Origin of the sequence: Agrobacterium sp. SORGH_AS_0745, from assembly GCF_030818995.1 — a bacterium.
GTDB lineage: Bacteria > Pseudomonadota > Alphaproteobacteria > Rhizobiales > Rhizobiaceae > Agrobacterium > Agrobacterium tumefaciens.
Genome location: NZ_JAUTBI010000004.1, coordinates 387,484 through 410,867, shown reverse-complemented (window position 1 = coordinate 410,867; position 23,384 = coordinate 387,484). Strand labels below are relative to the sequence as shown.

Below are 23,384 nucleotides of genomic sequence, written 5' to 3'. Positions count from 1 at the left end.
TCGGGTGCGCGCCGAAGCGTGCCCGATCCCTTCTTAGGAGAGCTGACATGACCGACACTTTGACAAAACTGCCGACATGGCACGAAGGCGAGAAGTTCATCCAGGAAAAAGTCGGTGTCGCCGAGCGTATGGAGGTCGTCGGCCAGCGGGTCGTTCGCGATTTCATGCCGGATCAGCATCGGGACTTCTATGCCCAGCTCCCGTTCATCGTCCTTGGCAGTGTGGATGGCCACGATGACGCATGGGCCACTTTTGTCGAGGGCCGACCCGGCTTCATGTCCTCTCCTACGCCGACCACGCTCGATATCCGCTCTACCTTGGAGCCAAGCGACCCCGCCAGCGAAGGAATGGCGGACGGCAAACCGATCGGCCTGCTCGGCATCGAGATGCACACGCGTCGCCGCAATCGCATGAACGGCTTTGTCTCCACCGCAGCGAACGGTTATCGGATCGATGTGGATCAGAGCTTCGGCAACTGCCCGCGCTACATACAATTGCGGGATTTCCAATTCGAGAGGGCACCCGGCCAACCAAGCCAGAACCAGCGTGAAGACCTGTCCGAGCTTGACGACCTTGCTCGCTCCACGATCAAGACTGCGGACGCGTTCTTCGTTGCCTCCTATGTCGACCGCGAAGACAGGCGCCAGGTTGACGTTTCGCATCGCGGCGGGAATGCCGGCTTCGTCCGCGTTGGCGATGATGACGTTCTCACAATTCCCGATTTCGACGGAAACCTTTTCTTCTCGACACTGGGGAATATTCTGCTGAACAAGAAAGCAGGTCTGCTCTTCGTAGACTTCGCGACGGGCGATGTGCTGCAGATGACAGGCGAAGCCGACGTCATCCTGGAATCACCCGAGATTGCGGCCTTCCAGGGCGCGGAACGGCTCTGGACGTTCAGGCCAACCCGGATCGTCCGGAGACCGAATGCACTCGCACTCCGCTGGGCATTCCAGAAGGATGGATGGTCGCCGAATTCTCTGATGACCGGGAACTGGGCGCAGGCAGCAGACCGGATGCGTGCCACCGGACTTTCAGACACGTGGCGGCCGATGACGGTCACCAGGATCGTCGAGGAAAGCACGACGATCCGCTCGATCCATCTCCAGCCAAGCGACGGCGCGGGGTTGCTGCCGCATGCTGCCGGGCAGCACCTCCCGATCCGGCTGGTGCTGCCGGGAAGCGAGCGGCCTGTTGTCAGGACCTACACCCTGTCTGTCGCACCGTCCGATGGCATCTACCGCATCAGTGTCAAACGCGATGGGCTCGTGTCGCAGTTTCTGCACGACAGCATCTCCGTTGGCGACGTGATTGAGGCGCGGCCCCCCGCAGGGCGGTTCGGTGTTGACGCCCGTGCCACGCGCCCTGCAGTGCTCCTTGCCGGTGGTGTCGGCATCACGCCGCTGCTCGCCATGCTCCGTCATGTCGTCTACGAGGGAATTCGCAAACAGCGCATCCGGCCGATCACGTTGTTCCACGCTGCCCGCACGAAGGCCGAGCGACCTTTCGACAAGGAGATCGCCGAACTCGTGGCTGCGGCCAAGGGCGTGGTCCGGTTAGTGCGAGTTCTCAGCGACATCGGCGATGCTACAGAGGGCTCCGACTACGATACTGCAGGCCGTATCGACATGGCTATGCTCACCAAGCATCTGCCGTTCAACGACTACGACTTCTATCTGTGTGGTCCGCCGCAGTTTACGCAGGCGCTCTATGACGGTTTACGCGGCTACAACATCGCAGACGATCGTATCCACGCGGAAGCGTTCGGACCCTCGTCGCTGGTTCGGTCTGTAGAGGCCAAAGATGCCAGGGCCGCCCCTTTGCGTGCGCTGCCGTCCGACAAGCCGGTGCCTGTCATATTCACGAACTCGCTGAAGGAGGCCCGCTGGGCACCCGGCTCCGGAACGCTGCTGGAACTTGCAGAAGCACGCGGTCTTCAGCCCGAGTTCAGTTGCCGCGAAGGCAATTGCGGTACGTGCAAAACAAAACTCGTCAAAGGCGCTGTGACGTACCTGAAGGAGCCGACAGCGAAGGTTGACGATGACGAGATCCTCCTTTGCTGTGCCATTCCAGCAAGCCAGGAAGGCGGCATCCAGATCGCCGTCTAAACCAACATTACTACGCCTGACGCAACAGTCCCTTCCTGCTTTTCGACGTTCAACAACAACCGGTTACCAATCATCTTGAGGATCAGAGAGCGACGTCTCTCAAAACCATTAAAGGAGAATACCATGTCACGCATTCCTACCCCCGCCACGATTGAGGAGGCGCCCGAAGCCTCACGGCCGATCCTTGAGACCATCCAGAAGCAGATCGGCTCCGTGCCGAATATCTTCCGCCTCGTCTCCAACAGCCCAGCCGCCCTCAACGGCCTCGCCTCGTTGCAGGGTGCGCTCGGCAAGGGCAAGCTTGCACCCGCCACTCGGGAAAGGATCGCCCTGGCTATGGCCGAAGCCAACGGTTGTGACTACTGCCTTTCGGCGCACACCTTCACCGGAGCGAAGTTCGCCAAGCTCGATGAAGCGGAGATCGCTTCGAACCGCCGCGGAACATCGAACGACGCCAAGGCTGCGGCAGCCGTCGAATTCGCCCGCGCCCTGACGACCGCGCGTGGCTCGGTGGCACCTGGGGAAATCGTAAAAGTTCGGGACGCCGGCTACAGCGACGCGGAAATCGTCGAGATCATTGCACATGTCGCGCTCAATACCTTTACAAACTACGTCAACGAAGCCCTCGATACCGAGATCGATTTCCCGCGTATCGATCGTCTTGCGGCATGACATTCAGGACGGGGTGACGCGAGAGCCGTCATCCTTCCCTCCCCCTTACGAAACCTGGAGCCATCACAATGTCCCGTCCCCCGCTTCCCCCTTTCACTGAACAGAGCGCCATCGAAAAGGTCCGCCTTGCGGAAGATGGCTGGAACAGCCGCGATCCTGCCAGGGTAGCGCTCGCCTACACGGTGAATACTCGCTGGCGCAACCGTGCCGAATTCGTAACGAGCCGCGCTGAAGCCGAGGCCTTTCTGGGCCGCAAGTGGAACAGGGAACTCGACTACCGCCTGATCAAGGAACTCTGGGCATTCACGGGCAACAGGATCGCGGTGCGCTACGCCTACGAATATCATGATGACAGCGGCCAGTGGTTCCGGGCCTACGGGAACGAGAATTGGGAGTTTGCCGAAGACGGCCTGATGCGGGCGCGTCACGCCAGCATCAACGAACACCCGATCGCTGAAGCCGACCGCAGGTTTCACTGGCCGCTCGGCCGCAGGCCTGACGACCATCCCGGTCTCAGCGACTTCGGCTTTTGAGCCGGGCGTCGGTCCGTTGGCCTCGTCAATGCCGCCGTTCAAACTCAACGCGCGAGTTCGAGTGTCCGTTGAACTCGCTCTTACCGCATCGAGCGGCGACCTGTCGTGCAAGCGCAAGCAGGAAGACGATAGCCGTGCGCTTGGGCTGACGGGTGCGGAAATCGATCTGGCACGCCGTGGCCTGAGCTTCGATCTGAAAATAGCGCGGGCCATAGCGTTTGCGCTCGCGATCAATGAGCACACACGTGCACGTGCAAGCGCCGCTGGCCTTTGTGAGCGAAGCTGCGTCGAAATCGAGCACCTTGCTGCTGCCAACCGACAGGTCGCTGGCAGCTAATCCATGCCGCGGACGGCTTGCGGTCTTGTCGTCCAGGATTCTACTATGGTCACCGTATCGAGGGCATGGGGGACCGGATGGATCGTTGGCAGGCAATGCGGATTTTCGTGAAAGTAGCGGAGACCGAAAGTTTCGCAGATACCGCCCGCCAGATGCACATGAGTGCTCCTGCCGTCACACGGTCTGTTGCAGCCCTGGAAGATATCATCGGGGCACGCCTGTTCGTGCGAACGACCCGTTCGGTAAAAATGACCGAGGCGGGTGCCCGGTATTTCGAGGACTGCCGCAAGATTTTGTCAGACATCGCTGAAGCAGAGGCGGCAGCGGGCGGCTCCTACGCTACACCGACAGGCACCCTGTCCGTAACTGCTTCGGTCATGTTCGGGCAGATGTATGTGCTGCCCGTTGTGACGGGCTTTCTGGACGCATTTCCGACCATGAAGGCGCGAACCCTGTTTATCGACCGGCCTGTCAATATTGTCGATGAAGGCATCGATGTCGCTGTCCGCATAGGTCACCTCCCCGACTCCGGCCTCTCCGCCATAAAGGTCGGGAGCGTCAGGCGTGTCGTGTGTGGTTCACCGGCATACTTTGACCGACATGGCATTCCGACAACGCCATCCGACCTCAGGGATCATCGCATCGCGGCGTCCACCAGCGCCTGGGCCTCCCCTGAATGGCGCTTTTCCGACGATTTCCGCGTGACGATAGACGCTGCTCTTCAGTGCAACACCAACGAAGCGGCCATAACCTCCGCACGCGAGGGCTGGGGACTGACGCGCGTGCTGAACTACCAGATAGGCCCTGACCTTATGGCGGGCGACCTTCAGATCGTGCTCAGCGAGTTTGAAGAGCCGCCCCTGCCTATCCACATCATGCATCCAGAGGGTCGGAATGCACCCGCAAAAGTGCGGGCTTTCGTTGACATGGCAGTTGCCCGCCTGCGTGAGAACCGTCTCCTGAACTGATCCAGGCGCAGCGGGCAGATCAAAAACCAATCAGAATCTTGCCAATGGCCTTGCCGCTTTCCTGCAGTTCATGGGCCTCGGCAATCTGATCAAGCCCGAGCGTTACGGCGATCTTGGGAACGTAGGCTCCCGAAGCCGCGCAGGCCGAGACTTCCTCGGCGGCATCGCGCATCGCTGTTTCCGGCATCGTATAGACGTAGACGAAACGGAAAGAAAAACCACCAACGAGCGCCGGAAAGAACGGGATCGAGAGCCTGGCTTGCGGCGAACCCGTGGAGTAAGCCGACACGCCCCCGTCACGCGCAAGGCAGGCGATTGCCGTGTCGATGTTGGCGGAGATGTCCACGTCGACAATACGGTCGACGCCGTGACCATCGGTCGCCGACCTTATTTTCACAGCAACATCACCGGCATGCCTGTTGACGACGAGATCGGCTCCGGCTGCGCGGGCAACGTCTGCCTGTTCGTCGCGGCTCACCGTTGCCGCCACCCACGCCCCTGCCCACTTTGCAAGAAGAATGGCGGCGTTACCGACCGCACCGGCGCCACCCTGAACGAGGACCCGCTTACCTCGCAGGTTTGTATCGGCAAACAGGCATCGATGCGCCGTCATCGCGGGGACGCCGAACGACGCACCGACCCCGAAGGGCACGTTGTCGGCCAGCCTGACCGCTTGCCTCGACGGCACCACGACGAATTCCGCAGCCGTCCCGAACGCCCTCCCCGTCTGGGCCATGTAGACCCACACCCGCTCGCCTATACGTGCCTGAGACACGCCGGGGCCGACACTGTCGATGACGCCCGACCCGTCCTGATGCGGAACGATTCTTGGAAATGGCATGGCCTTACCGCCGAAGCCGACACGCGTCTTGATGTCCGAAGGATTGATGCCCGAGACCACGATCCTGACCCGGACTTCCCCCGCCCCGGGCTGGGGATCGGGAAGCTCGCCAACGGTCAATACTTCTCTCGCAGTTCCTTGCCGTTCGTAGAACGCAGCTCGCATAACACACCTCTCCTAAATGTGGCTTCCATCTGGGCGTGACACAGGCAAACTTGCAAGTAGGCAACAGTTTTGCCTATAGGAATAAAAAGTACACTAATGGAGAACTGAATGGCTGTTGGCCCAAAATGCCCGGTAGAAGTTACCGTCGATGTCACGGGCGGCAAGTGGAAGCCGATGATCATCTATCGTCTACTCGACGGTCCGTACCGGTTTGGAGAGCTGCGCCGCCTGGTCGGCGATCCGAGCCAGCGCTCGCTCACGATGCAGCTCCGCGAACTCGAGGCCGACGGGATCGTGAGCCGCGAGGTCTTCGCCGAGGTCCCTCCGCGCGTCGAATATTCCCTCACCGAATTCGGAAAAACGCTGGCCCCCGTGCTGATGGCGATGCGCGACTGGGGAGTTTCCTTCCAGGGTCGCTGTCAATCCACGAAGGCATGACCGGTCGTCCACGTCAGGGACCGGGCTTTGCCGCGAAGCGCTGCACGAAGAAGTCGATTAGCACTCTGACCTTCCGGGACACGTGCGATCCTGGCGGACGCACGATGTAAACGCCGATCTCCGGCAGGCCGTAGTCCGACATAATCGGCACAAGGGTCCCTGCGGCAACATAGCTTTCCGCGATCACAACCGGCAGTGCAGCGATGCCCAGTCCGGCTGCCGTCCCTTCGGCAATGCCAAGGGCACTATCCGCCTTGAACCTTCCCTGCGCATTGATGACGATGGTTCGGCTGCCATCGGACACCTTCCAGCTCTCGGTGCCCTGCAGGATCGCCTGATGTTCAAGCAGATCGGAAGGCTTTCGCGGGACGCCATGCTTCCGGAGGTATTCGGGGTTGGCAAACAATCCAGCCGCGAATGCACCGATCTTCCTCGCCGTCAGGTTCGAGTCCTGCAGATAACCGACACGTATCCCGCAATCAAAGCCTTCCGCCACCAGATCGACGTAACGGTCGCTGTAGTGCGCATGGAGCTGCAAGAGCGGATGCTGGCGAGCCAGTTCGGCGAGCGCTGGCGCAAAATGCCGCGGACCGAAGGATGACGGAACGGCGACGCGCAGCCGTCCCCGAAGCTCCCCGGTCGGCGCCATCTCCTCGCGCGCAACCTCCATTTCCAGGCACATGCGCGCGGCATGCTCGCGAAACGACGCTCCAGCCTCCGTCAGCGACGCACCTCGTGTGGTCCGGGCGAGGAGCTGGACGCCCAGCTCGCTCTCGAGACGAACGAGGCGACGGCTGACGATGGATTTCGGCAATCCGAGACGTCGCGCCGCAACCGTGATCCCGCCGCCATCGGCGACCTCAACGAAAGTCTGCATATCTTCGAAGCTGACCATTATTGCGTTCCACTTTCCGTTCCACAGAGTGGCTTATCCTAGAGCTACCGTGCCGTCTATCGCAACGCTAAATTCCACTCATCGAGCGGACCTAAATCCAACCCGACAGCCGCCGACAACGCAAAAAGGAATACGACAATGCATAAGGACGTCTTTACTCCCGAGAATTCCGCGATGCTGCTGATCGACCATCAGATCGGCACGATGGCCTGGACCCACTCGCACGACATCAACCTGGTCAAGCAGAACGCACTCAAGCTCGCCCGGATCGCCAAAGCCGCCAACATCCCGACCATCCTGACGTCCAGCATGGAAGAACAAATCCAGGGGCCGCTGATTCCGGAACTCAAGGAAATCCTGCCCGAGGCGTTCGAAGCCCGCATCAAGCGCCCGGGTATCGTCAACGCCATGCACCACGAAGGCTTCAACCAGGCCGTCAAGGCGATCGGCCGCAAGAAGCTGTTCGTCGCAGGCGTGACCACGGAAATCTGCGTCACCTTTCCGGTCCTCCAGATGCTTGACGAAGGTTACGAGGTGCAGGTCTCGGCGGACGCATCCGCCTCTTACACCAAATACGGCGACGATATCGCCCTGAGGCGCATGGAAAAGGCAGGCGCAATTATCACCACTGTCGACCAGATCATCTCGGAACTCGCCGTCGACTGGACGAGCCCGCTCGGGCAGAAGCTCGTCGGCATCCTGAACTACCACTGACAACGCAAGTCGCTGCGTTCGGCGCGGGCGATTGTCGCCCGCGCCCGAGATCGAAGGAAACAGTCCAATGACCATCACCAAAATCCCTGCAGGACTCATGCGCGGCAATATCGGCCAGGGCTTCTGCGTCGAGATCATGTATCCGGGGCTGTCACTGACAACCGACGACAGCGGGATCGGTCCCATCGGCAGGATTGACCGCGCCCAGGTTCAGCCGGGTCATCTCATAGGCATGCATCCGCACAAGGACGACGAAATACTGACCTACATGCGCGGCGGCGAGATGCTGCACCGAGACACCGTCGGAAACGAGAAAAAGCTCGACAAGACACGTTTCATGATGATGAACGCCGGCCATCACTTCCAGCATGAAGAGCTTATGCTTGGGGAAACACCCGTCCGGGCCCTACAGATTTTCCTGCGTCCTAACGCTCAAAATCTTGAGCCAATGGTGCAGTTTCATGATTTCGTCGATGAATTCAGTGACGATAGCTGGAGACTGATTGCAGGGCCACGAAAAGCGCCATTGACGGTAAGATCCGATGTCTGGGTCTTTGACGTGCGCCTCAGAGCAGGCACGACGCTGAGATTGCCAACCGCTGATAACTCCGGGTTGGCTTGCCTGCTCTTTGTCTTCAAGGGGGAAATTCGATTTGGAGACGAGACGGTCTCCGACGGAGAGAGCGTGTTCGTGACCTCGTTCGAACAACATCCAACGGCATTGACCGAGACCGATATCGTCTTGTTCTCGTTCGATACTGACGTCCAGGTATTTCGCGGCGGCATGTTCAGCGGCAACCAGAAACGGGGCCGCTGAAGTCGTTCTTCGAGCGGCGCAAACGTGAACCAGGGGCTTTCTCGCGCCAAGTCTCTTCCAACGTTTCGGTGTCTCCCACCGATGGTGTTTTTATGCATAGCAAAGGGCACCACTAGATCGGTATCATCGCCAGCGCCTTCCGTGGCCATCCTCGATGAACGGAAGGGCAGTTCTGGCCAATCGTCGCTACCCGCCCAATCTTCATAGCGATGGCTGATGCGGATCACGAAGACCGCAGCGTCCGAGCGAACACAAAGCGCGTGCGATTGGAAACACGCAACTGAGGAGGGTTTGCTTCAGTGCTTAAGGTTGATCCAGTCTTCGGAAGGAGAGCCTTCTTCCCCGGGGACGCAATCGACATCATGTTGTTTGTGACCTGACCTCCGCAGATTACTCCCGAAAGAGCCACGCGCACACGGCGAAGTCGGGCTCCGGCCTGCGCAAATTACGGTGCCAACCGTCGCCAAACGCTGCGCGCTGCGGCGCTGCGGCGGGCGCCATTGGCAGTCCGGACTCAGACACTCCCGCGCCTACGCCCTTGATTCTCCTGAGGTCGCGCCCTAGATGTTTTAGAAAGTCCGGAGGAAACATGCATCAGGTTTTAAGTCAAAAAGCAGAAACTGGCGTCAAGGGACTGGATGATGTTCTTTCCGGTGGCTTTACGCGCAGGCATGTCTTTTTACTTGAGGGCTCTCCAGGGACTGGCAAAACAACGATTGCGTTGCAGTTCCTTATTGAAGGAGAAATACGGGGCGAGCGCTGCCTTTACATCAGCCTGTCGGAAACGGACGAAGAATTGCGCGATTGCGCCAGATCGCATGGCATGGAGATTGGTAGCGGGATCGAGATATTTGAACTCGTCCCCCCGGAAAGCCTTCTCGACGCCGAACAACAGCAAAGCCTGCTTTACTCCTCAGATCTCGAGTTGGGTGAAACGACAAAACTGATTTTCCAAGCTTTTGAGCGGATCAAACCCCAGCGCGTCGTAATTGATAGCCTCTCTGAAATTCGCCTTCTAGCGCAGAGTTCGTTGCGATACCGCAGACAAATCCTCGCATTGAAACACTTCTTCGCTCGCTCCGATGCAACGGTGCTGCTGCTTGATGACATGACGTCGGAAAATTTTGACAAGACGGTCCATAGCGTAGTCCACGGTGTCATTCATCTCGAACAGCTTGCTCCCGATTACGGCTCCGAGCGGCGTCGGTTGAGAGTGATCAAGTATCGCGGTCAGTCGTTTCGCGGCGGCTATCATGATTTCACTATCAAGACTGGTGGCGTTGCGGTTTTTCCGCGCCTGCGCGCGATTGAGCACAGAACCGAATTCGAACGAACGACCCTCTCGAGCGGTCTTTCCCAATTCGACGGCCTGCTCGGTGGGGGCGTGGATCGTGGATCAAGCACTCTCCTCATCGGCCCTGCTGGAACCGGAAAGAGCCTGTTTGCTCTGCAGTTCGTCAACGCCGCAGTCGAGCGTGGGGAAAAGGCTGCGGTCTTCATTTTCGATGAGGAACTTGGTCTCCTTTACGCACGCACCAGATCAATGGGTATCGACTTGGAGAAGCTGCAGGCAGATCGGCACGTCCACATCGAGCAACTCGATGCCGCCGAACTATCACCGGGGGAATTTGCACAGCGTGTGCGCGACCGGGTATCAACTTTCGATGCCAAGACAGTGGTGATCGACAGCATCAATGGCTACCAGGCTTCCATGCCGGAAGAGAATGCTCTCATCTTGCACATGCACGAACTGCTACAGTACCTCAACAGGCAGGGAGTCAATACATTCCTGACGGTCGCCCAGCATGGCCTCGTCGGGGACATGAAATCGCCCGTCGATGTCACTTATCTGGCAGATAGCGTCATCCTTCTGAGATATTTCGAGGCGCTCGGAAAAGTGCGTCGCGCCGTATCAGTGATCAAGAAGCGCACAGGCCCTCACGAAGACACGATCCGTGAGTTCAGAATATCCGGCAACGGACTGACCCTCGGAGAACCACTTTCCGACTTCCAGGGTATCCTTCGCGGCGTTCCAAACTTTGTCGGCGATCAACACCCGCTTCTTCCTCTCAACGGGGAGGGTAGCAAGAATTCCTAACGGCGACACACGCGCACTTGTCTATGCTCCGATCGGCCGCGATGCGCAAATTGCAGCGTCACTCCTGAAGGAAGCTGGTGTATCTTCCACCACCGTGGCTGACATTGCGTCGTTTGTCGCAGGTCTAGGGGACACCATGGCCTTCGCTGTGGTGACCGAGGAGGCATTTCGTTCAGCGGACCTGAAAGGGATTTTTGCTTGGATCGCAGCGCAGCCCAGTTGGTCTGATTTGCCATTCATTATCCTGACAAACCGCGGCGGAGGACCTGAACGCAACCCGACTGCGGCGAGGCTCTCTGAGGTTCTGGGAAATGTGAGCTTTGTCGAGCGACCTTTTCATGCGACGACTTTCATAAGTGTTGCCCGGTCGGCCATGCGCGGTCGCCGGCGGCAGTTCGATGCCCGGGCCAGAATGGAAGCACTCGATGAAGGCGAGCGTCGCCTCCAGACGGCCCTTGCCGCCGGCCGACTTGGCGCGTGGGAGCTCGATCTTGCAACCAATGAACTGACCACTTCGGCAACATGTCGATTAATTTTTGGCCGCGGTCCCGACGAAGAGTTTACCTATGCGGACCTCTTAGCATCGGTCCATCCTGATGACTTCGAGCGCATGCAGTTGGCTGTTCGAGCAACGATCGAAACGGGCGCCGACTACGCGATAGAATACCGAACGGTCTGGAATGACGGGTCTACCCACTGGGTGGAGATCCGTGCCCAGCTCTACAGGGACCGCACTGGCAAGGCCATCAAGCTTGTTGGCGTATCGGCCGACATAACCTCACGTCTGAAAGCGGAAGAGCATCAACGGCAGTTGAATGAGGTTCTGGAAGAGCGCGTTGCGGAGCGAACGCGTGAACTGGAAGAAGCATATGCTACTGTCATGGAAGAGGTAAGCCAACGAGAACGAGCTGAGCAACAGTTGCGCCAGTCCCAGAAGATGGAAGCGATCGGCCAACTCACCGGCGGCGTGGCGCACGATTTCAACAACCTCCTGATGGCCGTCCTCGGTAATCTTGAGTTGCTGCGAAAGTGCGTTGGCAATGACGCAAGGGCAATCCGCCTCATCGAGGGTGCCCAACAGGGCGCAAAACGTGGCGCTTCCCTCACCCAGCGGCTTCTCGCTTTCTCGCGCAGGCAGGACCTACGCATTGACCCGGTCGATATGCGAGCGCTGGTTACCGGAATGGAAGACCTTCTGAAAAGGTCCGTCGGCTCGACCGTGGTGATCAAAACTGACGTGCCAGATCACCTTCCTCTGGTCTCGGCCGACGCCAACCAGGTCGAGCTCGCGCTCCTCAATCTCGTTGTCAATGCCCGTGATGCCATGCCTGACGGAGGCGAGATCGTTATCGGGCTGGACCATGTCCATCAGAACGTCCAGGCCGGTGAGCTTGCGGCAGGCAATTACGTCGCCCTCTCGGTCGTCGACCAGGGCCACGGAATGGATCGTGACACACTGCAAAAGGCTATCGAGCCGTTTTTTTCGACCAAGGAACTTGGAAAAGGCACCGGACTTGGTCTTTCCATGATCCATGGCCTGGCGTCCCAGTTGAAAGGCGACCTCAAGCTGACAAGCGAACTGGGTAAGGGCACAAGGGCGGAACTGTGGATCCCAATCTCGACATCCGAAATCACAAATGACTCCGCAGCGATTGAGGTCTCGGCTGGCCCGACCGCGAGCGCATCAGGACCGAAACGAATACTGCTGGTGGATGACGACCCTCTCATAGCGATGAGCTCAGCCGATATGCTGATGGACCTCGGTCACGATGTCGTTGAAGCGCATTCGGGGAAAGAGGCACTGGAACATCTGGGAGACGGAACCGGCTTTGACCTCCTGATCACGGACTATTCAATGCCCGGTATGACCGGCGGAGATCTGGCAATTGCAGTGCGCCATATTGTCCCAAAGCTTCCGATACTCATCGCCTCGGGCTATGCAGAACTGCCGCCTGGAGTTGATCTTGACGTTTCCCGGCTCGGCAAGCCTTATACGCAGGATCAGCTGGAGCGGGAGCTTCATAAGCTGTTCAACGATCCAATCCTGACAGGCCACGTTGTCAGGAATGGACAGTAATATGAGGATGGTGGCGCAAGCGGTTTAACTTACCGACCAAGTATCGGTGAGAATGCGTTTAACGGGCTTCGGTCATGAGCACACAAGCGTGAAGTAGACCGAGCCTACGTATTCCATACTGGCTGGCGGTTATGTTCTGCCGCGAAAGAAGCGGAACACATGTCCGCACCAAACTCAGAAGTCATATCGGAAGAATTCTCTTGTGCACCCGGAGGTTTCCACAAATCTCCTCAAGCACAGGCTTGGACTATCCAGGACCAGTCATCTTTCTAACACCCGGCAATGAATCAGTGTCCCTTCCTATAACTGACTCAACATCCCTAGTTTGCAGGATCACGAGAAATCGGTGACAAAGAAGACGGCCGCGCCAATTCCCGCTGCAAGCAACGTCGCTCCGGAAAGGGGAAGGCAAAATCGACTGGGTCCAGCGACCATTGCCAGTGAAAGGCGTCCAGCCCCGTTTGCGACTAATGCCATGAGGATAGCCTCTCCCACCTGACCTGTCGAAAGAATAGCACCATTGAGGCGAATTGCACTCAGCACGGCAACATCCACATCGAAAACGCCAGACAGAGCAGAACTCGCAAGAACACTGACTGACCCAAATCGCTCGACCAAGGCCGCGCTGAGCGTTGAAACAACCGCGAAACCTGCAGCAAATATCAGCAACTGCATAAGGTCAAAAGGATTGCGGGGGAGCGAGCTCTCGTCGGCCTTCTGCGCGTGCCCGAACGAAAGCAATAGCAAACCGCACAGGCCAAATGCCAACGCTGCAGCGATCGCCGATGGTGCAATTATCTTTAGCAAATCAGGTTTCAGCAGAGCGACTACGATGCAGACACGGATAATCGAGACCATTGCTGCAAGCGAAGCCCCGCCCGCCAGTGGAAAGGCATTCATTACACCATGTGCGCTTTTCGCCAAGGCGACGGTGACCGATGTCGATGAGATAATGCCGCCCGACAGTCCAGTGATAAGGGTACCCTTCTGGAGTGCACCCCATTTCACCGGACAAGTCGGCTAGATTGATTTAGCCCTGATGAACTGCCGAGGGGAAGCCATCTTGAGCGCGGAATGGGGATGGATTTCGTTGTAGTCCTCAATCCATCCGTCGATGAGCCGGAGCGCTGTTTGGGCGTCCGGTAGAGCTGATATCCGAATATAGTCCCGCTTCAACGTTTTGACGAAGGCTTCCGACATGCCGTTCGACTGCGGGCTGGCGACCGGCGTGAAGCAGGGCGTTAGATTGAGTGCTTGCGCAAACAGCCTCGTGTCCCGCGCCGTATAGGCTGAACCATTGTCAGACAGATGCTCGATAGCATTCGGGGCTCGGGTTGCATGGAAGCGTTTCTCGACCGCCTCCAGCATCATGTCGCGGACGTCCGAGCCGGATATTCCGGCATTGGCGAGCGCCGTCCAAGCGATGATCTCCCGGTCGAAGGCGTCGATGATGAAGGCGAGACGAATGACCTCGCCATTCCAGCAGGCGAACTCCAGGCCGTCCGAGCACCAGCGCAGGTTGGAGCGCATGACCATGACCTTGCCATCGTGGAGGCGGCCCTTGCGAACGGCTGTGTGCTTCTCCAGTAGCATGGCGTGGTTACCCATGATGCGATGGACCCGTTTGGCGTTGACGACAGGCTGATCGGCGGCTCGCCTTTCGCGATTGAGGAGCGCGGCGATCCGCCGATAGCCATAGGTTGGCCTTTGATCCACCAGCCTGCGGATGGCGGGCAGAAGCTCTGCATCCTCGGCCTTGTTGTATGGCCCACGCGGCTTTGATCTGCCTTTCAGCCGCTCGATGAGGTTGGAACGGGAGACGCCCAGCGTGTCTGCGACGGCCTTCATCGCGAACCGTCCTTCGGCAACAAGATCGGCCGCGATATCCGTTTTTTTGAGTCCGCTTTGGAAAGGGCTTCGCGGAGGATTTCGACCTCCATCGTCTTGCGACCGAGCATGCGCTCCAACTCCCGGACGCGATCCTCCAGTTTCTTCACTTCCGAATTTCCGACAACCGGCTCGTCAGAATCCACGGCTGCAGCACCTCCCTCGCTCAAGAGCCTGCGCCACCGATAAAGCAAATTGGGCGCGACGCCATGACGGCGAGCGGTCGAAGATACCGTCTCGCCGGGTTCGAAACTCTGCTCAATGATTGTCAGCTTTTGCTCGGTTGTCCACCGCCTGCGGCGAACATCACCCGTCAGCAATTCAACGTGTCGATAGTCGTTAGACATAAGCCTATACCCAAGCCTGTGCTTGAGCCTTTCTGCTTATGCCGACTGTCCGGTCGAAATGGGGGGCAGTTCACCTTCGTCGGTCCAAGCATGCGGACAGCAATGTAGCCGAGATAGGACAGTGCGGCCGTCAGGACGGTGAACAGCCAAACCTCGTGAGGATTTAATCCACCCCACGGATCAATGGTCCGGTTCGGCAGCAGCGGCAGTACGATTGTGGTCATCCCAGCCAGGAGGACCGCCGACCTGACTTCGGGCCATGTCAACCGCTTCAGCAGAGAATGGAGGATTTCCCTGCTGGCCAGAAGCCCTGCCAAAGCTGCTCCACCAGCGGCTGCCACTTTGTAATCACCAACAACAGCAAGTGCTCCCAATGCGAAAACACACAGCGCCGCAATTACAACAGTGACGCTGAAATCTTCGTCCTGACTCGCCTTCCAAAACTGGAACCAGCCGACTAATGCACCCAACACTGAAAATCCAATAACAAGCATCCAGGGAGCCCCAGAGAGTTGGGAGAGAGCTGCGATCACAGCGCCGAGCAGTCCCGTGATTGAGAACGTTCTTATGCCGGCAACACGCTTGCCTTCCAGTTCGTCGCGTTCACGCCAGCCCCGTTCCAACCCGACCAGCAGCCCTATGGCGATAGCGACGCCAAACCTAAGCATCAGCTCTGTCATGTCATCACCTGTCCGGTCATCTGTGTGGCAGCCAACTGAAAGCCTCGCAGCTGCCCCAACCTTAAACACAGATGCCAGTTTCCTGCATGACTTTCTCGCGTTGCTCTTGCATCACGTAAAGCCATTGCGCACCCTAGAAACCTTGTCCCTTATGAACGCTGGTACCCGGCTTGATCGCAAGCGTGCCAACAGCGAAAAACCTGTCAATGTCGAGCGAAGCTTCCTCAGAAGTGCCGAATTAACATTCCCCACTTCACGAGTGGCCAGCAATCTCGCCTTAGTTGGCTCGACGAGGTTTAGCGCCTTCATAGAAATCGAACCGTCGGGCTGCAGTCCTTCACACACGCAGCGCATCAATGACGGCGCGCAGGCCGGCCGACAGGTATTTCCGCGTCGGGTAATAGAGATAGAGCCAGTCCTCGGGCGCACTCCAGGATGTCAGGCATTCGACCAGGCTGCCGCTCTGGACATAGGAACGCGCGCGCTCTTCCCAGACGTAAGCCAGCCCCACGCCCGAAAGTGCCGCCTCGACCATCAGTTCATGGTCATCGAGCGACAGAGAGCCGGTCGGCTCGAATTCGATGATCTTGCCTGCGCGGCTGAACTCCCAGGCATAGGGCTTGCCGCTTGGATAGATATTGCGAATACAGACATGGTGACGCAGATCATCCGGGGTTTTAGGAAGCGGATAACGTTCGAAATAGCTTGTTGAGCCCACGACGGCAAACCGAAGCCGCGGTTTGATCTTCACAGCAGTCATGCCATCGCGCAGACTTTCTCCAAGACGGATGCCGGCATCGAACCCCTCCTCCACAATGTCGACAAGCCGGTCGGTAGCGACGATTTCCAGCTGAAGCCCGGGATTTTCTGCAATCAGAGGACCGATGACTGACCGGAATACGAACGGTGCGACCGAATTGGGCGCATTGATGCGAACCTTGCCAAAAGGCGTATCGCGAAACTGGTTGAGGGCATCGAGCGCCGAGCCGATCTCGCCGAAGGCGGGCGACAGTTGCGCAAGCAACATTGCCCCGGCATCAGTCAGCGACACGCTGCGGGTCGTTCGATTGAGCAGACGAATGCCGACGCGTGCCTCGAGATTACCCACCGCATGGCTGATCGCCGAGGCCGTCACCCCGCGCTCTTCACCGGCACGGCGAAAGTTGCGGTGACGGGCGACCGCATCGAAGGCCGCGAGTTCAGAGAGATCCGTACTGCGCATTGTCAAATCTCACTCATCATTGAGAGGAAGATTATCTCTCTAATCCTGATCGTTGAAAAGGTCCAGATTTCTCCTCGCAAACCGGCGCTTGTGCCGGACCACACAGGAGATAGGACAATGGCCGACTTCATTCCTCCCGCCCACAACACTGCATCACCCTTTGCCGACATGCGCGGTCATCACGTTGCCGTCCGCACGCCGGACCTCGAAACCGCAAAGCGCTGGTATGTCGAGAAACTCGACTTCCGTGTCGTTGCCGAATGGGACTACGCCGACGAACAATTGGCCTATCTCGCACCCGCGACTGACGACCATTTCTATGTGGAAATCCTGGGTGGCGGCGATCCGGCGCCGGCGGAGGTCCGCCCTTATACCGATCTCGGCGATAGCCTCAAATATGCCGGCTACCACCATTTCTGCCTGAATGTCGCAAGCGTCGACGCCACTGTCGAGGAATTGCGGGCGCGCGGCGTCACCATCGTGACCGAGCCGTTCGAGCTTTTGGCAATCAGCCGCCGCCTCGCCTTCTTCTGCGATCCCTTCGGCAATCTGATCGAGCTGGCGGAAGTCCTGCCGTGACCCTTTCTCACCCGGCTGGCCGTCACGGCATCGCGATGGCCAGCACATCAGGAGAATATCCCATGACGAACTCCATCATGATTATCGGCGCCGGCCCCGGCATCGGGCAGGCCGTTGCGGAGAAATTCGGGCGGGAAGGCTGGCATGTCGTGCTCACCGCTCGCAATGCCGATCGTCTCACCGGTCTGTCCAGAACCCTTTCCGGGCAAGGTCTCCACGTCTCGACTTTGCAAGCTGATGCGACCGACCCGATCGCACTGCGCAAGGCGGTCGCCGAGGGCGACCGCCTGTCCGGCGGGCTGACGGCGGTCCTTTTCAATGCCGCGTTCGTGCGTGAACAGGATCTGTTCAGCATGCGCGACGATGAGGTCACGGACGACCTCGCCACCAATATTGCTGCCGGCCTTCACACGATCCGGGCATCCGTTGAGTTGTTCGGTGCCCGCCGCGGTACGATCCTGGTCACAGGTGGCGGCCTCGCCGTCTCACCCCATGCCGGCTATGCCAGTCTCGGCCTTGGCAAGGCGGCCCTTAGAAATGTCGTCGAAGGTCTGGCCGGCCCTCTCGCCGAACGCGGCATCCGCATCGCGGTGGCGACAATCGCCACACTCGTCGGCCCCGGATCGACAGAGGCGAGAGAGGCAGCCGACACAATCTGGACGCTGGCGACGGACCCGACCGCAGGGTGGGAAGCCGTTTACCCCGAAGACGCCTTCAAGGGAGACTGACATGACCGAAACGTTGACTTTGATTGCCAGGCTGACGGCCAAGCCGGGCTGTGCCGCGACGCTTGGCGAAGCGTTGCAGGCTCTGGTCTTACCGACCCGCGCCGAGGGGGGATCGATCGACTATCACCTGCACCGCGACAACCATGATCCCAGCGTCTGGATTCTCTATGAGAACTGGCGATCGCGCGCTGATCTCGATGCGCATTTTGAGCAGCCCTACACCAAAGCCGTCATGGCGCGCTTTCCGGAGCTGCTGGCCCGCGACATGGAATTGACATTCTGCACCATGACATCGCCGCGCCCTTGAGCCCCCGGCCCAACGCTTTCCCCATCAATCCAGCATCAAGGAACACCCTCATGAAAATCTGGTTCATCACCGGCGCCTCGCGCGGCTTTGGCGCCCTCGTCACCACACGCGCTCTTGCACAGGGCGACGCCGTCGTCGCTACCGCCCGCAATCCCAAAGCGATCACCGATCGGTTCGGCGAGCATCCCAACCTGCTTCCGGTCGTCCTCGATGTGACCGACGACAGACAGGCAACCACAGCGGTCAAAGCCGGGATCGAGCGCTTCGGCCGCATCGATATCCTGCTCAACAATGCTGGGTTCGGATTGATGGGTGCCGTCGAAGAAGCAACCGTGGCTGAGGTCGAGGCTGTATACCGCACCAACGTCTTTGGTCTCCTCAACGTGACCCGCGCCGTCCTGCCCTTTATGCGCCGGGCCCGTTCCGACCGCATCCTGAATATCTCGTCGATCGGCGGCTATCGCGGCGCAGCAGGTTTCGGGGTTTACTCCTCGACCAAATTCGCCGTCGAGGGGCTGAGCGAAGCCCTGCATGACGAACTGGCGCCGCTTGGCATCCATGTCACCGTCATCGAGCCGGGTTATTTCCGCACGGATTTCCTCGACAGTTCGTCCTTGTCGGTGAGCGGCAATATCATTGGCGACTACGAAGCGACCGCTGGCAAGGTCCGCACGATAGCGGCCGGACTCAGCCACAACCAGCCGGGCAACCCTCAAAAACTGGCAGAGGTCCTGATCGCCTTCGCTGACGCCGCCAATCCGCCGGTCCGCCTCCCGCTCGGTAGTGATACCGTCGCAGCGATCGAAAAGAAGCATGCACAGGACAACGCCATTCTCTCCGAATGGCGCGCCGTCTCGGTCTCGACCGACTTCGCCGTTGACTAATGACGACGCTCGTCTGGTTAAACTTCATCCGATGGGAGGTAGCTTTCAGGCCTCCCATTGAAAGGATACGAACCGTCTGAGCGCGAGCGCCGTCGTCGCGACGCTGAACAGCATCATCGCGCGTACGATAATAATGATCACACGGGTAGGCCTGGCGCAACATGCAAACCTCCAGCCGTTGTTGGGTCGGGTCAGCAGGTGGACGGCCACGCCGATTGTCGCCACCGGGATCGGCATGATGCTGATCCTCATCTTCTCAACCGCCATACCGCCGTAGGGGCCGGCGAACTGACCTCGTGAGACACACTGGCTCCGTTTGCAACTGTAAATTTGGTGCTGATCTGCATCAAGTGGCTAGAGCTTGTCTCGCCTGCCGAGGTCTTAGTCTGCCCCAACTGCATATCCTATTCTGTCCTTGCAGCGAGCCTCATGATCTTGGTGGTGGACGGTCTCCCCTTGTCTTGACGTCGATCAAGTCCCGCATGAGGTCAGATGATACGGTGTCTCTCGTGTTCCTCCAAGAGGGTCACATGAGGGAGGACTTGCGATGCTTGAATACAGAATCTTGGCACGGCGGATTGATCCCAGCGAGAGCGTGGCGCGCACAGAGAATGCAGATATCAGGCTTGCTACCGGACTGACCGGCCCGGTCGACGCCTTCAATCCGGCCGAACTGTTGCTGGCGTCGATTGCAGCCTGCATGATCAAGGGGATCGAGCGCGTCCTGCCCCTCCTCGATTTCTCTCTCGATGGTGTCGAAGTGATGCTTCATGCCGTCCGGCAGGATGATCTGCCGCGTATCGTCTCCATCGACTACGAACTCTTGGTCGATACCGAGGAGAGCGAACAGCGGCTCGAACTCCTGCACAAGAACGTCCGCAAATACGGTACGATCTCCAACACCATCGCTCTCGCAGCTCGCCTTGATGGCGTCATCCGGAGGGCCTTATGAGGAGCCTTCACAGCGAAACGCATCTCGTTTCCCGGATAGGATGGCTGCGAGCGGCCGTTCTCGGCGCCAATGACGGCATCGTGTCGACCGCAAGCCTGATCGTCGGGGTGGCAGCCTCTGCGGCGGGGAGTTCCGAGATTCTGATCGCCGGCATCGCAGGACTTGTGGCAGGGGCCATGTCGATGGCGGCGGGCGAATATGTCTCGGTAAGCTCCCAGGCGGACACCGAGCAGGCCGATCTCAACCGCGAACGACTGGAGCTTGAGAGCCAACCCAATCTGGAGCGAGAAGAATTGGCGCAACTTTATGCCAGACGCGGTGTCGATATCGATCTGGCCAGAAGGGTGGCCGAGCAGTTGATGCAGAAGGATGCGCTTGAGGCGCATGCCCGCGAAGAACTCGGCATCTCCGAGATCACCACTGCGAGACCGATCGTGGCTGCCCTGACATCGGCGCTGACCTTTGCTGTCGGTGCCACGATGCCGCTCGCAATGGTGTGGCTGGCGCCGGCAGACCAACTTGTCTGGCTCGTCTCGGCTGCTTCGCTGTTGTTTCTCGCGCTGCTTGGAGCCATCGGCGCCAAGGGTGGCGGGGCAGACGTGATGAAAGCCACAATCCGGGTCACCTTCTGGGGTGCCTTTGCCATGGCGCTGACGGCAGGCATTGGCGCGCTGGTGGGCACCGCCGTCTAGGAGGTGCGCGACCCTCAGAGGATATACTCCGGTGTGGGTCCAACACCGGCAACAAGATCGGCATGCGCCGGTCGCCAGGGAGTGAGATCATTACCTATACACTCGATAAGACAATCAAAGGCATGCCATTTGACGCTGTGGTCGCAGCCACCAGGAAGCCCTGTCGACCAAAGGATTCGGTGTGCTAACCGAAATCGATGTGCGAGCGACAATGAAGAAGAAGCTCGACGTCGATGTAGCTGACTATCTCATTCTCGGCGCCTGCAATCCGATGATGGCGCTTGAGGCGATGAAGATGGAGCCCAGGGTCGGCGCCATGCTGCCCTGCAATGTGATCGTGCGATCGCTGGAGGAAGGGACCATCATGGCCAGCGCCATCGATCCCGTCGCCTCGATGCAAGCGATCGACAATCCCCACCTCAAGACGGTCGCTGGCCAGGTGAGGTGTCTGCTGCAAGACGCCGTCGCCGCGATCTGAGGCATTGGTTCCCCGGCACTGCCGCAGGCTGCCTGAGCGGGTCTTGATTGCGCCCGGCTTGTGGCGGTGTCTCCGATTGCGCGCTCAGGTCTCCAGGGCACGCCAGATGTTGCGGATGATTGCACAGCGTGGCTTGTCTTCTGCCGCCATACGCAGCTCGGCCTGGAGGTGCTAGCTCGTTTTGTGTGAGACAAATGACCAGTGCCCAAACGATTCGAACGATCACCAGCGCAACAACGAGGTCAGGGTAGAGGCCCAAATGGCCGAAAGCTGTTTCGATCGCGTTTGCAAAAAAATGGCCGGCGGTCGTCACGACTATGCCCCAGACCAAAGCACTGACGGGAGCGCTTGCTCCTAGGCAAAAATGCTGGGTCGCGCTGGTAGGGTGCACGCAACGGCAGCTTGGTAAGGCCGTCGTAACCTCGTAGAGCCTTCCGCACAGTACTATTCTTCGTAAACGTGGCCTCTGGCGGCAAAGGACATCACCTATACAAAGGTGTAGTCCTAGCCAGACTTTGGCTCAATGGCCGGCTTGGATGGCGAGACGTAGGCTTGAGACGATCCAAAATCAACCGGAGAACCCTTATGTCCAAGCAGATCCGCCCCCGCGACATGGCCAAGGCCTTCACGCCAGCGCTCTCCGATTTTGTCGACGACCCGTTGTTCTCAGAGGTTTGGGCACGCGAAGGCCTGTCAAAGCGCGACCGCAGCTTGATCACCGTTGCAGCTTTGGTTGTTATGTATCGACCAGGCGAACTGGGCGCGCACCTGCGCCGCGCTATCAAGAATGGCCTCAGCAAGAAAGAGCTCAGCGAGGTGATCACCCATCTCGCCTTTTATGGTGGCTTCCCCGCCGCTATCAGCGCGTCGTCGATTGCCAAAGAAACGCTCGGGGCCCTCGACATTGAATGAAGGGCTGCACCCTATCTCGACGGGTCCGGATCAATCTTGAGCTTTCACCGTCCGGAATCGTCTGTTCCAATCTCGCGCGCGACACCCGGTCTGTCATTCTTCAAGCAAATCGGAACGGTAATGGCAAAAACGTCTGATTTCTACGACGCCCGCCACGGTGACTTCGACACCACGGTGCCCTTCGAAGGCGTCTCGAGCGACGGTGAAGATAACAATGAAACACAGATCCGCCCAGTGGAGACGAGTCCCAGCAAAGGCGTTTCGGGGGCAGACGAGATTGCGTTCAAGCCCTCGAACATTGCTCTGCGGTCGCGCGCCTCGCAAGAACGGCAAATGTCTATGTCATAGTCGTGGATCCGGGCCGGACCGAGGAACTCACACAGCTGATAGGTCCGTCTACCACGGCCGCGGTTCTGCGTGACGATATCGATGCGGAAACGCCTCTCCTTGCGATGGATCTGCGATCTAAGGCGTTTTATGCGGGTGCGCTGGGCAGCACCCGTACCAATCGGAAGCGATGTGATCGCTTGGCATCAGAAGGTTTCGCGGCGTCCGAAATCGCGAGGATCAAGGCGCCGATGATAAGATTGGAGCGGTTCTGTTGGCGGCTGGTCGATCGGGCAGGATGGCAGCAGGTTTATACAAACCGTTTGTTGAATTTGACAGCATTCCGCTGGTGCGGCGATAGGCGATGACACTGGTTGAAGCAAAGCCGACGGCAATAGTGGGCGTTCTGTGTCACCGAGGTTCAGGCGGCGCTCGCAGGACTGCCGATGAAGGTCGTGGTCAGCAACCGCTACGCTGGTGGCATGGGGAAGTCACTGGCGCTCGGCCCGTCAAATCAGGATATGTCGGGACCAGACGCCGTGCTGGTCGAGTTGGCAGACATGCCCGATCTTCGAGCATCACACGTCCAGTGCTTCGCCAGAGTTTTCAAAGAGGTAAATGGGCAAAAGATTGTGCGCGGCAGCAGCGGCGATCTGCCCGGCCATCGGGTGATTTTAGCAATTGCCCAGATAGGTTAGATTGCCCTCCTTGACGGCGATACCGGGG

The 23,384-nt window shown here is 58.9% G+C and carries 25 protein-coding genes and 3 pseudogenes; 21 read left to right on the top strand and 7 right to left on the bottom strand.

Annotated elements, in window-relative coordinates; translation table 11 throughout:
• The first annotated feature begins 47 nt into the window (after positions 1-47).
• The 5 genes from QE432_RS25570 to QE432_RS25550 all read left to right on the top strand — a co-directional run bounded on the left by QE432_RS25570 (position 48) and on the right by QE432_RS25550 (position 4,618).
• Positions 48-2,108, top strand: coding sequence for a 2Fe-2S iron-sulfur cluster-binding protein (locus tag QE432_RS25570; RefSeq protein WP_111790412.1), 2,061 nt, complete (start codon positions 48-50; stop codon positions 2,106-2,108).
• Positions 2,109-2,231: 123 nt separating this feature from the next.
• Complete coding sequence (locus tag QE432_RS25565; RefSeq protein ID WP_025591651.1) at positions 2,232-2,780, top strand: carboxymuconolactone decarboxylase family protein; 549 nt, start codon at positions 2,232-2,234, stop codon at positions 2,778-2,780.
• Between the two features lie 68 nt (positions 2,781-2,848).
• Entirely contained in the window at positions 2,849-3,313 is a 465-nt protein-coding gene (locus QE432_RS25560; RefSeq protein WP_111790414.1) for a nuclear transport factor 2 family protein, read from the top strand.
• 61 nt (positions 3,314-3,374) lie between these two features.
• The gene (locus QE432_RS25555; RefSeq protein ID WP_019565860.1) at positions 3,375-3,650 is read left to right on the top strand and encodes a hypothetical protein; all 276 of its coding nucleotides are present in this window, start codon (positions 3,375-3,377) and stop codon (positions 3,648-3,650) included.
• Between the two features lie 77 nt (positions 3,651-3,727).
• Positions 3,728-4,618 (top strand): LysR family transcriptional regulator, encoded by an 891-nt coding sequence (locus QE432_RS25550; RefSeq protein WP_003517041.1) that lies wholly within the window; start codon positions 3,728-3,730, stop codon positions 4,616-4,618.
• A gap of 19 nt (positions 4,619-4,637) precedes the next feature.
• Here QE432_RS25550 and QE432_RS25545 read toward each other — a convergent pair whose 3' ends face one another.
• Positions 4,638-5,624 (bottom strand): NADPH:quinone reductase, encoded by a 987-nt coding sequence (locus tag QE432_RS25545; RefSeq protein ID WP_111790415.1) that lies wholly within the window; start codon positions 5,622-5,624, stop codon positions 4,638-4,640.
• Between the two features lie 108 nt (positions 5,625-5,732).
• Between QE432_RS25545 and QE432_RS25540 the strand changes: the two genes are divergently transcribed.
• Positions 5,733-6,062: a winged helix-turn-helix transcriptional regulator gene (locus QE432_RS25540; protein ID WP_003517048.1), complete on the top strand. Its 330-nt coding sequence runs from the start codon at positions 5,733-5,735 to the stop codon at positions 6,060-6,062.
• 13 nt (positions 6,063-6,075) lie between these two features.
• Here QE432_RS25540 and QE432_RS25535 read toward each other — a convergent pair whose 3' ends face one another.
• Entirely contained in the window at positions 6,076-6,957 is an 882-nt protein-coding gene (locus QE432_RS25535) for a LysR family transcriptional regulator (protein ID WP_080802987.1), read from the bottom strand.
• Positions 6,958-7,095: 138 nt separating this feature from the next.
• Here QE432_RS25535 and QE432_RS25530 point away from each other — a divergent pair, with 138 nt between their 5' ends.
• The 4 genes from QE432_RS25530 to QE432_RS25515 all read left to right on the top strand — a co-directional run bounded on the left by QE432_RS25530 (position 7,096) and on the right by QE432_RS25515 (position 12,663).
• Positions 7,096-7,671 (top strand): isochorismatase family protein, encoded by a 576-nt coding sequence (locus tag QE432_RS25530; RefSeq protein ID WP_065660562.1) that lies wholly within the window; start codon positions 7,096-7,098, stop codon positions 7,669-7,671.
• 67 nt (positions 7,672-7,738) lie between these two features.
• Positions 7,739-8,488, top strand: coding sequence for a pirin family protein (locus QE432_RS25525; protein WP_111790416.1), 750 nt, complete (start codon positions 7,739-7,741; stop codon positions 8,486-8,488).
• 589 nt (positions 8,489-9,077) lie between these two features.
• Entirely contained in the window at positions 9,078-10,586 is a 1,509-nt protein-coding gene (locus tag QE432_RS25520; RefSeq protein ID WP_306627363.1) for an ATPase domain-containing protein, read from the top strand.
• 94 nt (positions 10,587-10,680) lie between these two features.
• Entirely contained in the window at positions 10,681-12,663 is a 1,983-nt protein-coding gene (locus tag QE432_RS25515) for a hybrid sensor histidine kinase/response regulator (protein ID WP_111790417.1), read from the top strand.
• 333 nt (positions 12,664-12,996) lie between these two features.
• On the opposite strand, the gene QE432_RS25510 is transcribed toward QE432_RS25515, so the two are convergent.
• The 4 genes and pseudogenes from QE432_RS25510 to QE432_RS25495 form a co-directional block, all read right to left on the bottom strand.
• The gene (locus tag QE432_RS25510; protein WP_306627362.1) at positions 12,997-13,671 is read right to left on the bottom strand and encodes a DUF4010 domain-containing protein; all 675 of its coding nucleotides are present in this window, start codon (positions 13,669-13,671) and stop codon (positions 12,997-12,999) included.
• Between the two features lie 12 nt (positions 13,672-13,683).
• A protein-coding gene (locus tag QE432_RS25505; RefSeq protein WP_112354636.1) for an IS3-like element IS426 family transposase occupies positions 13,684-14,897 on the bottom strand; the annotation gives its coding sequence in 2 pieces (ribosomal slippage) (positions 13,684-14,561 and positions 14,561-14,897; 1,215 coding nt in all).
• A gap of 74 nt (positions 14,898-14,971) precedes the next feature.
• A pseudogene (locus QE432_RS25500) lies at positions 14,972-15,577 on the bottom strand (MgtC/SapB family protein); the annotation flags it as partial.
• A gap of 337 nt (positions 15,578-15,914) precedes the next feature.
• Entirely contained in the window at positions 15,915-16,799 is an 885-nt protein-coding gene (locus QE432_RS25495; protein WP_112292362.1) for a LysR family transcriptional regulator, read from the bottom strand.
• A 117-nt stretch (positions 16,800-16,916) separates the two neighbouring features.
• Between QE432_RS25495 and QE432_RS25490 the strand changes: the two genes are divergently transcribed.
• From QE432_RS25490 to QE432_RS25475, 4 genes are read left to right on the top strand one after another with little or no spacing between them, the layout of a single operon-like run.
• Positions 16,917-17,378 carry a VOC family protein gene (locus QE432_RS25490; protein ID WP_013637024.1) on the top strand — a complete coding sequence of 154 codons (462 nt, stop codon included), beginning with the start codon at positions 16,917-16,919 and terminating at the stop codon, positions 17,376-17,378.
• Positions 17,375-18,106: an SDR family NAD(P)-dependent oxidoreductase gene (locus QE432_RS25485; RefSeq protein WP_306627359.1), complete on the top strand. Its 732-nt coding sequence runs from the start codon at positions 17,375-17,377 to the stop codon at positions 18,104-18,106. The genes QE432_RS25490 and QE432_RS25485 overlap by 4 nt, the downstream gene beginning before the upstream one ends.
• A gap of 1 nt (position 18,107) precedes the next feature.
• Entirely contained in the window at positions 18,108-18,413 is a 306-nt protein-coding gene (locus QE432_RS25480) for a putative quinol monooxygenase (protein WP_003517063.1), read from the top strand.
• A gap of 50 nt (positions 18,414-18,463) precedes the next feature.
• On the top strand, positions 18,464-19,297 hold the full coding sequence (locus tag QE432_RS25475; protein WP_306627357.1) for an oxidoreductase: 834 nt from the start codon (positions 18,464-18,466) through the stop codon (positions 19,295-19,297).
• A gap of 45 nt (positions 19,298-19,342) precedes the next feature.
• Here the strand turns inward: QE432_RS25475 and QE432_RS25470 are convergent, their stop codons facing one another.
• Positions 19,343-19,549 (bottom strand): hypothetical protein, encoded by a 207-nt coding sequence (locus QE432_RS25470; RefSeq protein ID WP_111790818.1) that lies wholly within the window; start codon positions 19,547-19,549, stop codon positions 19,343-19,345.
• Between the two features lie 295 nt (positions 19,550-19,844).
• Between QE432_RS25470 and QE432_RS25465 the strand changes: the two genes are divergently transcribed.
• The 7 genes and pseudogenes from QE432_RS25465 to QE432_RS25440 all read left to right on the top strand — a co-directional run.
• Positions 19,845-20,249: an OsmC family protein gene (locus QE432_RS25465; protein ID WP_065687622.1), complete on the top strand. Its 405-nt coding sequence runs from the start codon at positions 19,845-19,847 to the stop codon at positions 20,247-20,249.
• Positions 20,246-20,941 carry a VIT1/CCC1 transporter family protein gene (locus QE432_RS25460; RefSeq protein ID WP_111790817.1) on the top strand — a complete coding sequence of 232 codons (696 nt, stop codon included), beginning with the start codon at positions 20,246-20,248 and terminating at the stop codon, positions 20,939-20,941. Before QE432_RS25465 ends, QE432_RS25460 begins: the two co-directional genes overlap by 4 nt.
• 122 nt (positions 20,942-21,063) lie before the next feature.
• Positions 21,064-21,419, top strand: a pseudogene (locus tag QE432_RS25455) (DUF302 domain-containing protein).
• Between the two features lie 585 nt (positions 21,420-22,004).
• Positions 22,005-22,331, top strand: coding sequence for a carboxymuconolactone decarboxylase family protein (locus tag QE432_RS25450; protein ID WP_111790816.1), 327 nt, complete (start codon positions 22,005-22,007; stop codon positions 22,329-22,331).
• Positions 22,332-22,451: 120 nt separating this feature from the next.
• Positions 22,452-22,679, top strand: a complete 228-nt coding sequence (locus QE432_RS25445; protein ID WP_111790815.1) for a hypothetical protein — start codon at positions 22,452-22,454, stop codon at positions 22,677-22,679.
• Positions 22,680-22,681: 2 nt separating this feature from the next.
• Positions 22,682-23,026, top strand: a complete 345-nt coding sequence (locus tag QE432_RS26680; protein WP_373465233.1) for an XdhC family protein — start codon at positions 22,682-22,684, stop codon at positions 23,024-23,026.
• A 60-nt stretch (positions 23,027-23,086) separates the two neighbouring features.
• Positions 23,087-23,356, top strand: a pseudogene (locus QE432_RS25440) (NTP transferase domain-containing protein); the annotation flags it as partial.
• Between the last annotated feature and the right edge of the window lie 28 nt (positions 23,357-23,384).

Coding starts and splice junctions, on each gene's coding strand:
- QE432_RS25530 (WP_065660562.1), top strand. CDS start 7,096: ATGCATAAGGACGTCTTTACTCCCGAGAATTCCGCGATGCTGCTGATC.
- QE432_RS25450 (WP_111790816.1), top strand. CDS start 22,005: ATGTCCAAGCAGATCCGCCCCCGCGACATGGCCAAGGCCTTCACGCCA.
- QE432_RS25490 (WP_013637024.1), top strand. CDS start 16,917: ATGGCCGACTTCATTCCTCCCGCCCACAACACTGCATCACCCTTTGCC.
- QE432_RS25525 (WP_111790416.1), top strand. CDS start 7,739: ATGACCATCACCAAAATCCCTGCAGGACTCATGCGCGGCAATATCGGC.
- QE432_RS25495 (WP_112292362.1), bottom strand. CDS start 16,799: ATGCGCAGTACGGATCTCTCTGAACTCGCGGCCTTCGATGCGGTCGCC.
- QE432_RS25465 (WP_065687622.1), top strand. CDS start 19,845: ATGCTTGAATACAGAATCTTGGCACGGCGGATTGATCCCAGCGAGAGC.
- QE432_RS25570 (WP_111790412.1), top strand. CDS start 48: ATGACCGACACTTTGACAAAACTGCCGACATGGCACGAAGGCGAGAAG.
- QE432_RS25540 (WP_003517048.1), top strand. CDS start 5,733: ATGGCTGTTGGCCCAAAATGCCCGGTAGAAGTTACCGTCGATGTCACG.
- QE432_RS25565 (WP_025591651.1), top strand. CDS start 2,232: ATGTCACGCATTCCTACCCCCGCCACGATTGAGGAGGCGCCCGAAGCC.
- QE432_RS25470 (WP_111790818.1), bottom strand. CDS start 19,549: ATGAGGATCAGCATCATGCCGATCCCGGTGGCGACAATCGGCGTGGCC.
- QE432_RS25535 (WP_080802987.1), bottom strand. CDS start 6,957: ATGGTCAGCTTCGAAGATATGCAGACTTTCGTTGAGGTCGCCGATGGC.
- QE432_RS25560 (WP_111790414.1), top strand. CDS start 2,849: ATGTCCCGTCCCCCGCTTCCCCCTTTCACTGAACAGAGCGCCATCGAA.
- QE432_RS25475 (WP_306627357.1), top strand. CDS start 18,464: ATGAAAATCTGGTTCATCACCGGCGCCTCGCGCGGCTTTGGCGCCCTC.
- QE432_RS25520 (WP_306627363.1), top strand. CDS start 9,078: ATGCATCAGGTTTTAAGTCAAAAAGCAGAAACTGGCGTCAAGGGACTG.
- QE432_RS25480 (WP_003517063.1), top strand. CDS start 18,108: ATGACCGAAACGTTGACTTTGATTGCCAGGCTGACGGCCAAGCCGGGC.
- QE432_RS25550 (WP_003517041.1), top strand. CDS start 3,728: ATGGATCGTTGGCAGGCAATGCGGATTTTCGTGAAAGTAGCGGAGACC.
- QE432_RS25445 (WP_111790815.1), top strand. CDS start 22,452: ATGGCAAAAACGTCTGATTTCTACGACGCCCGCCACGGTGACTTCGAC.
- QE432_RS25460 (WP_111790817.1), top strand. CDS start 20,246: ATGAGGAGCCTTCACAGCGAAACGCATCTCGTTTCCCGGATAGGATGG.
- QE432_RS25545 (WP_111790415.1), bottom strand. CDS start 5,624: ATGCGAGCTGCGTTCTACGAACGGCAAGGAACTGCGAGAGAAGTATTG.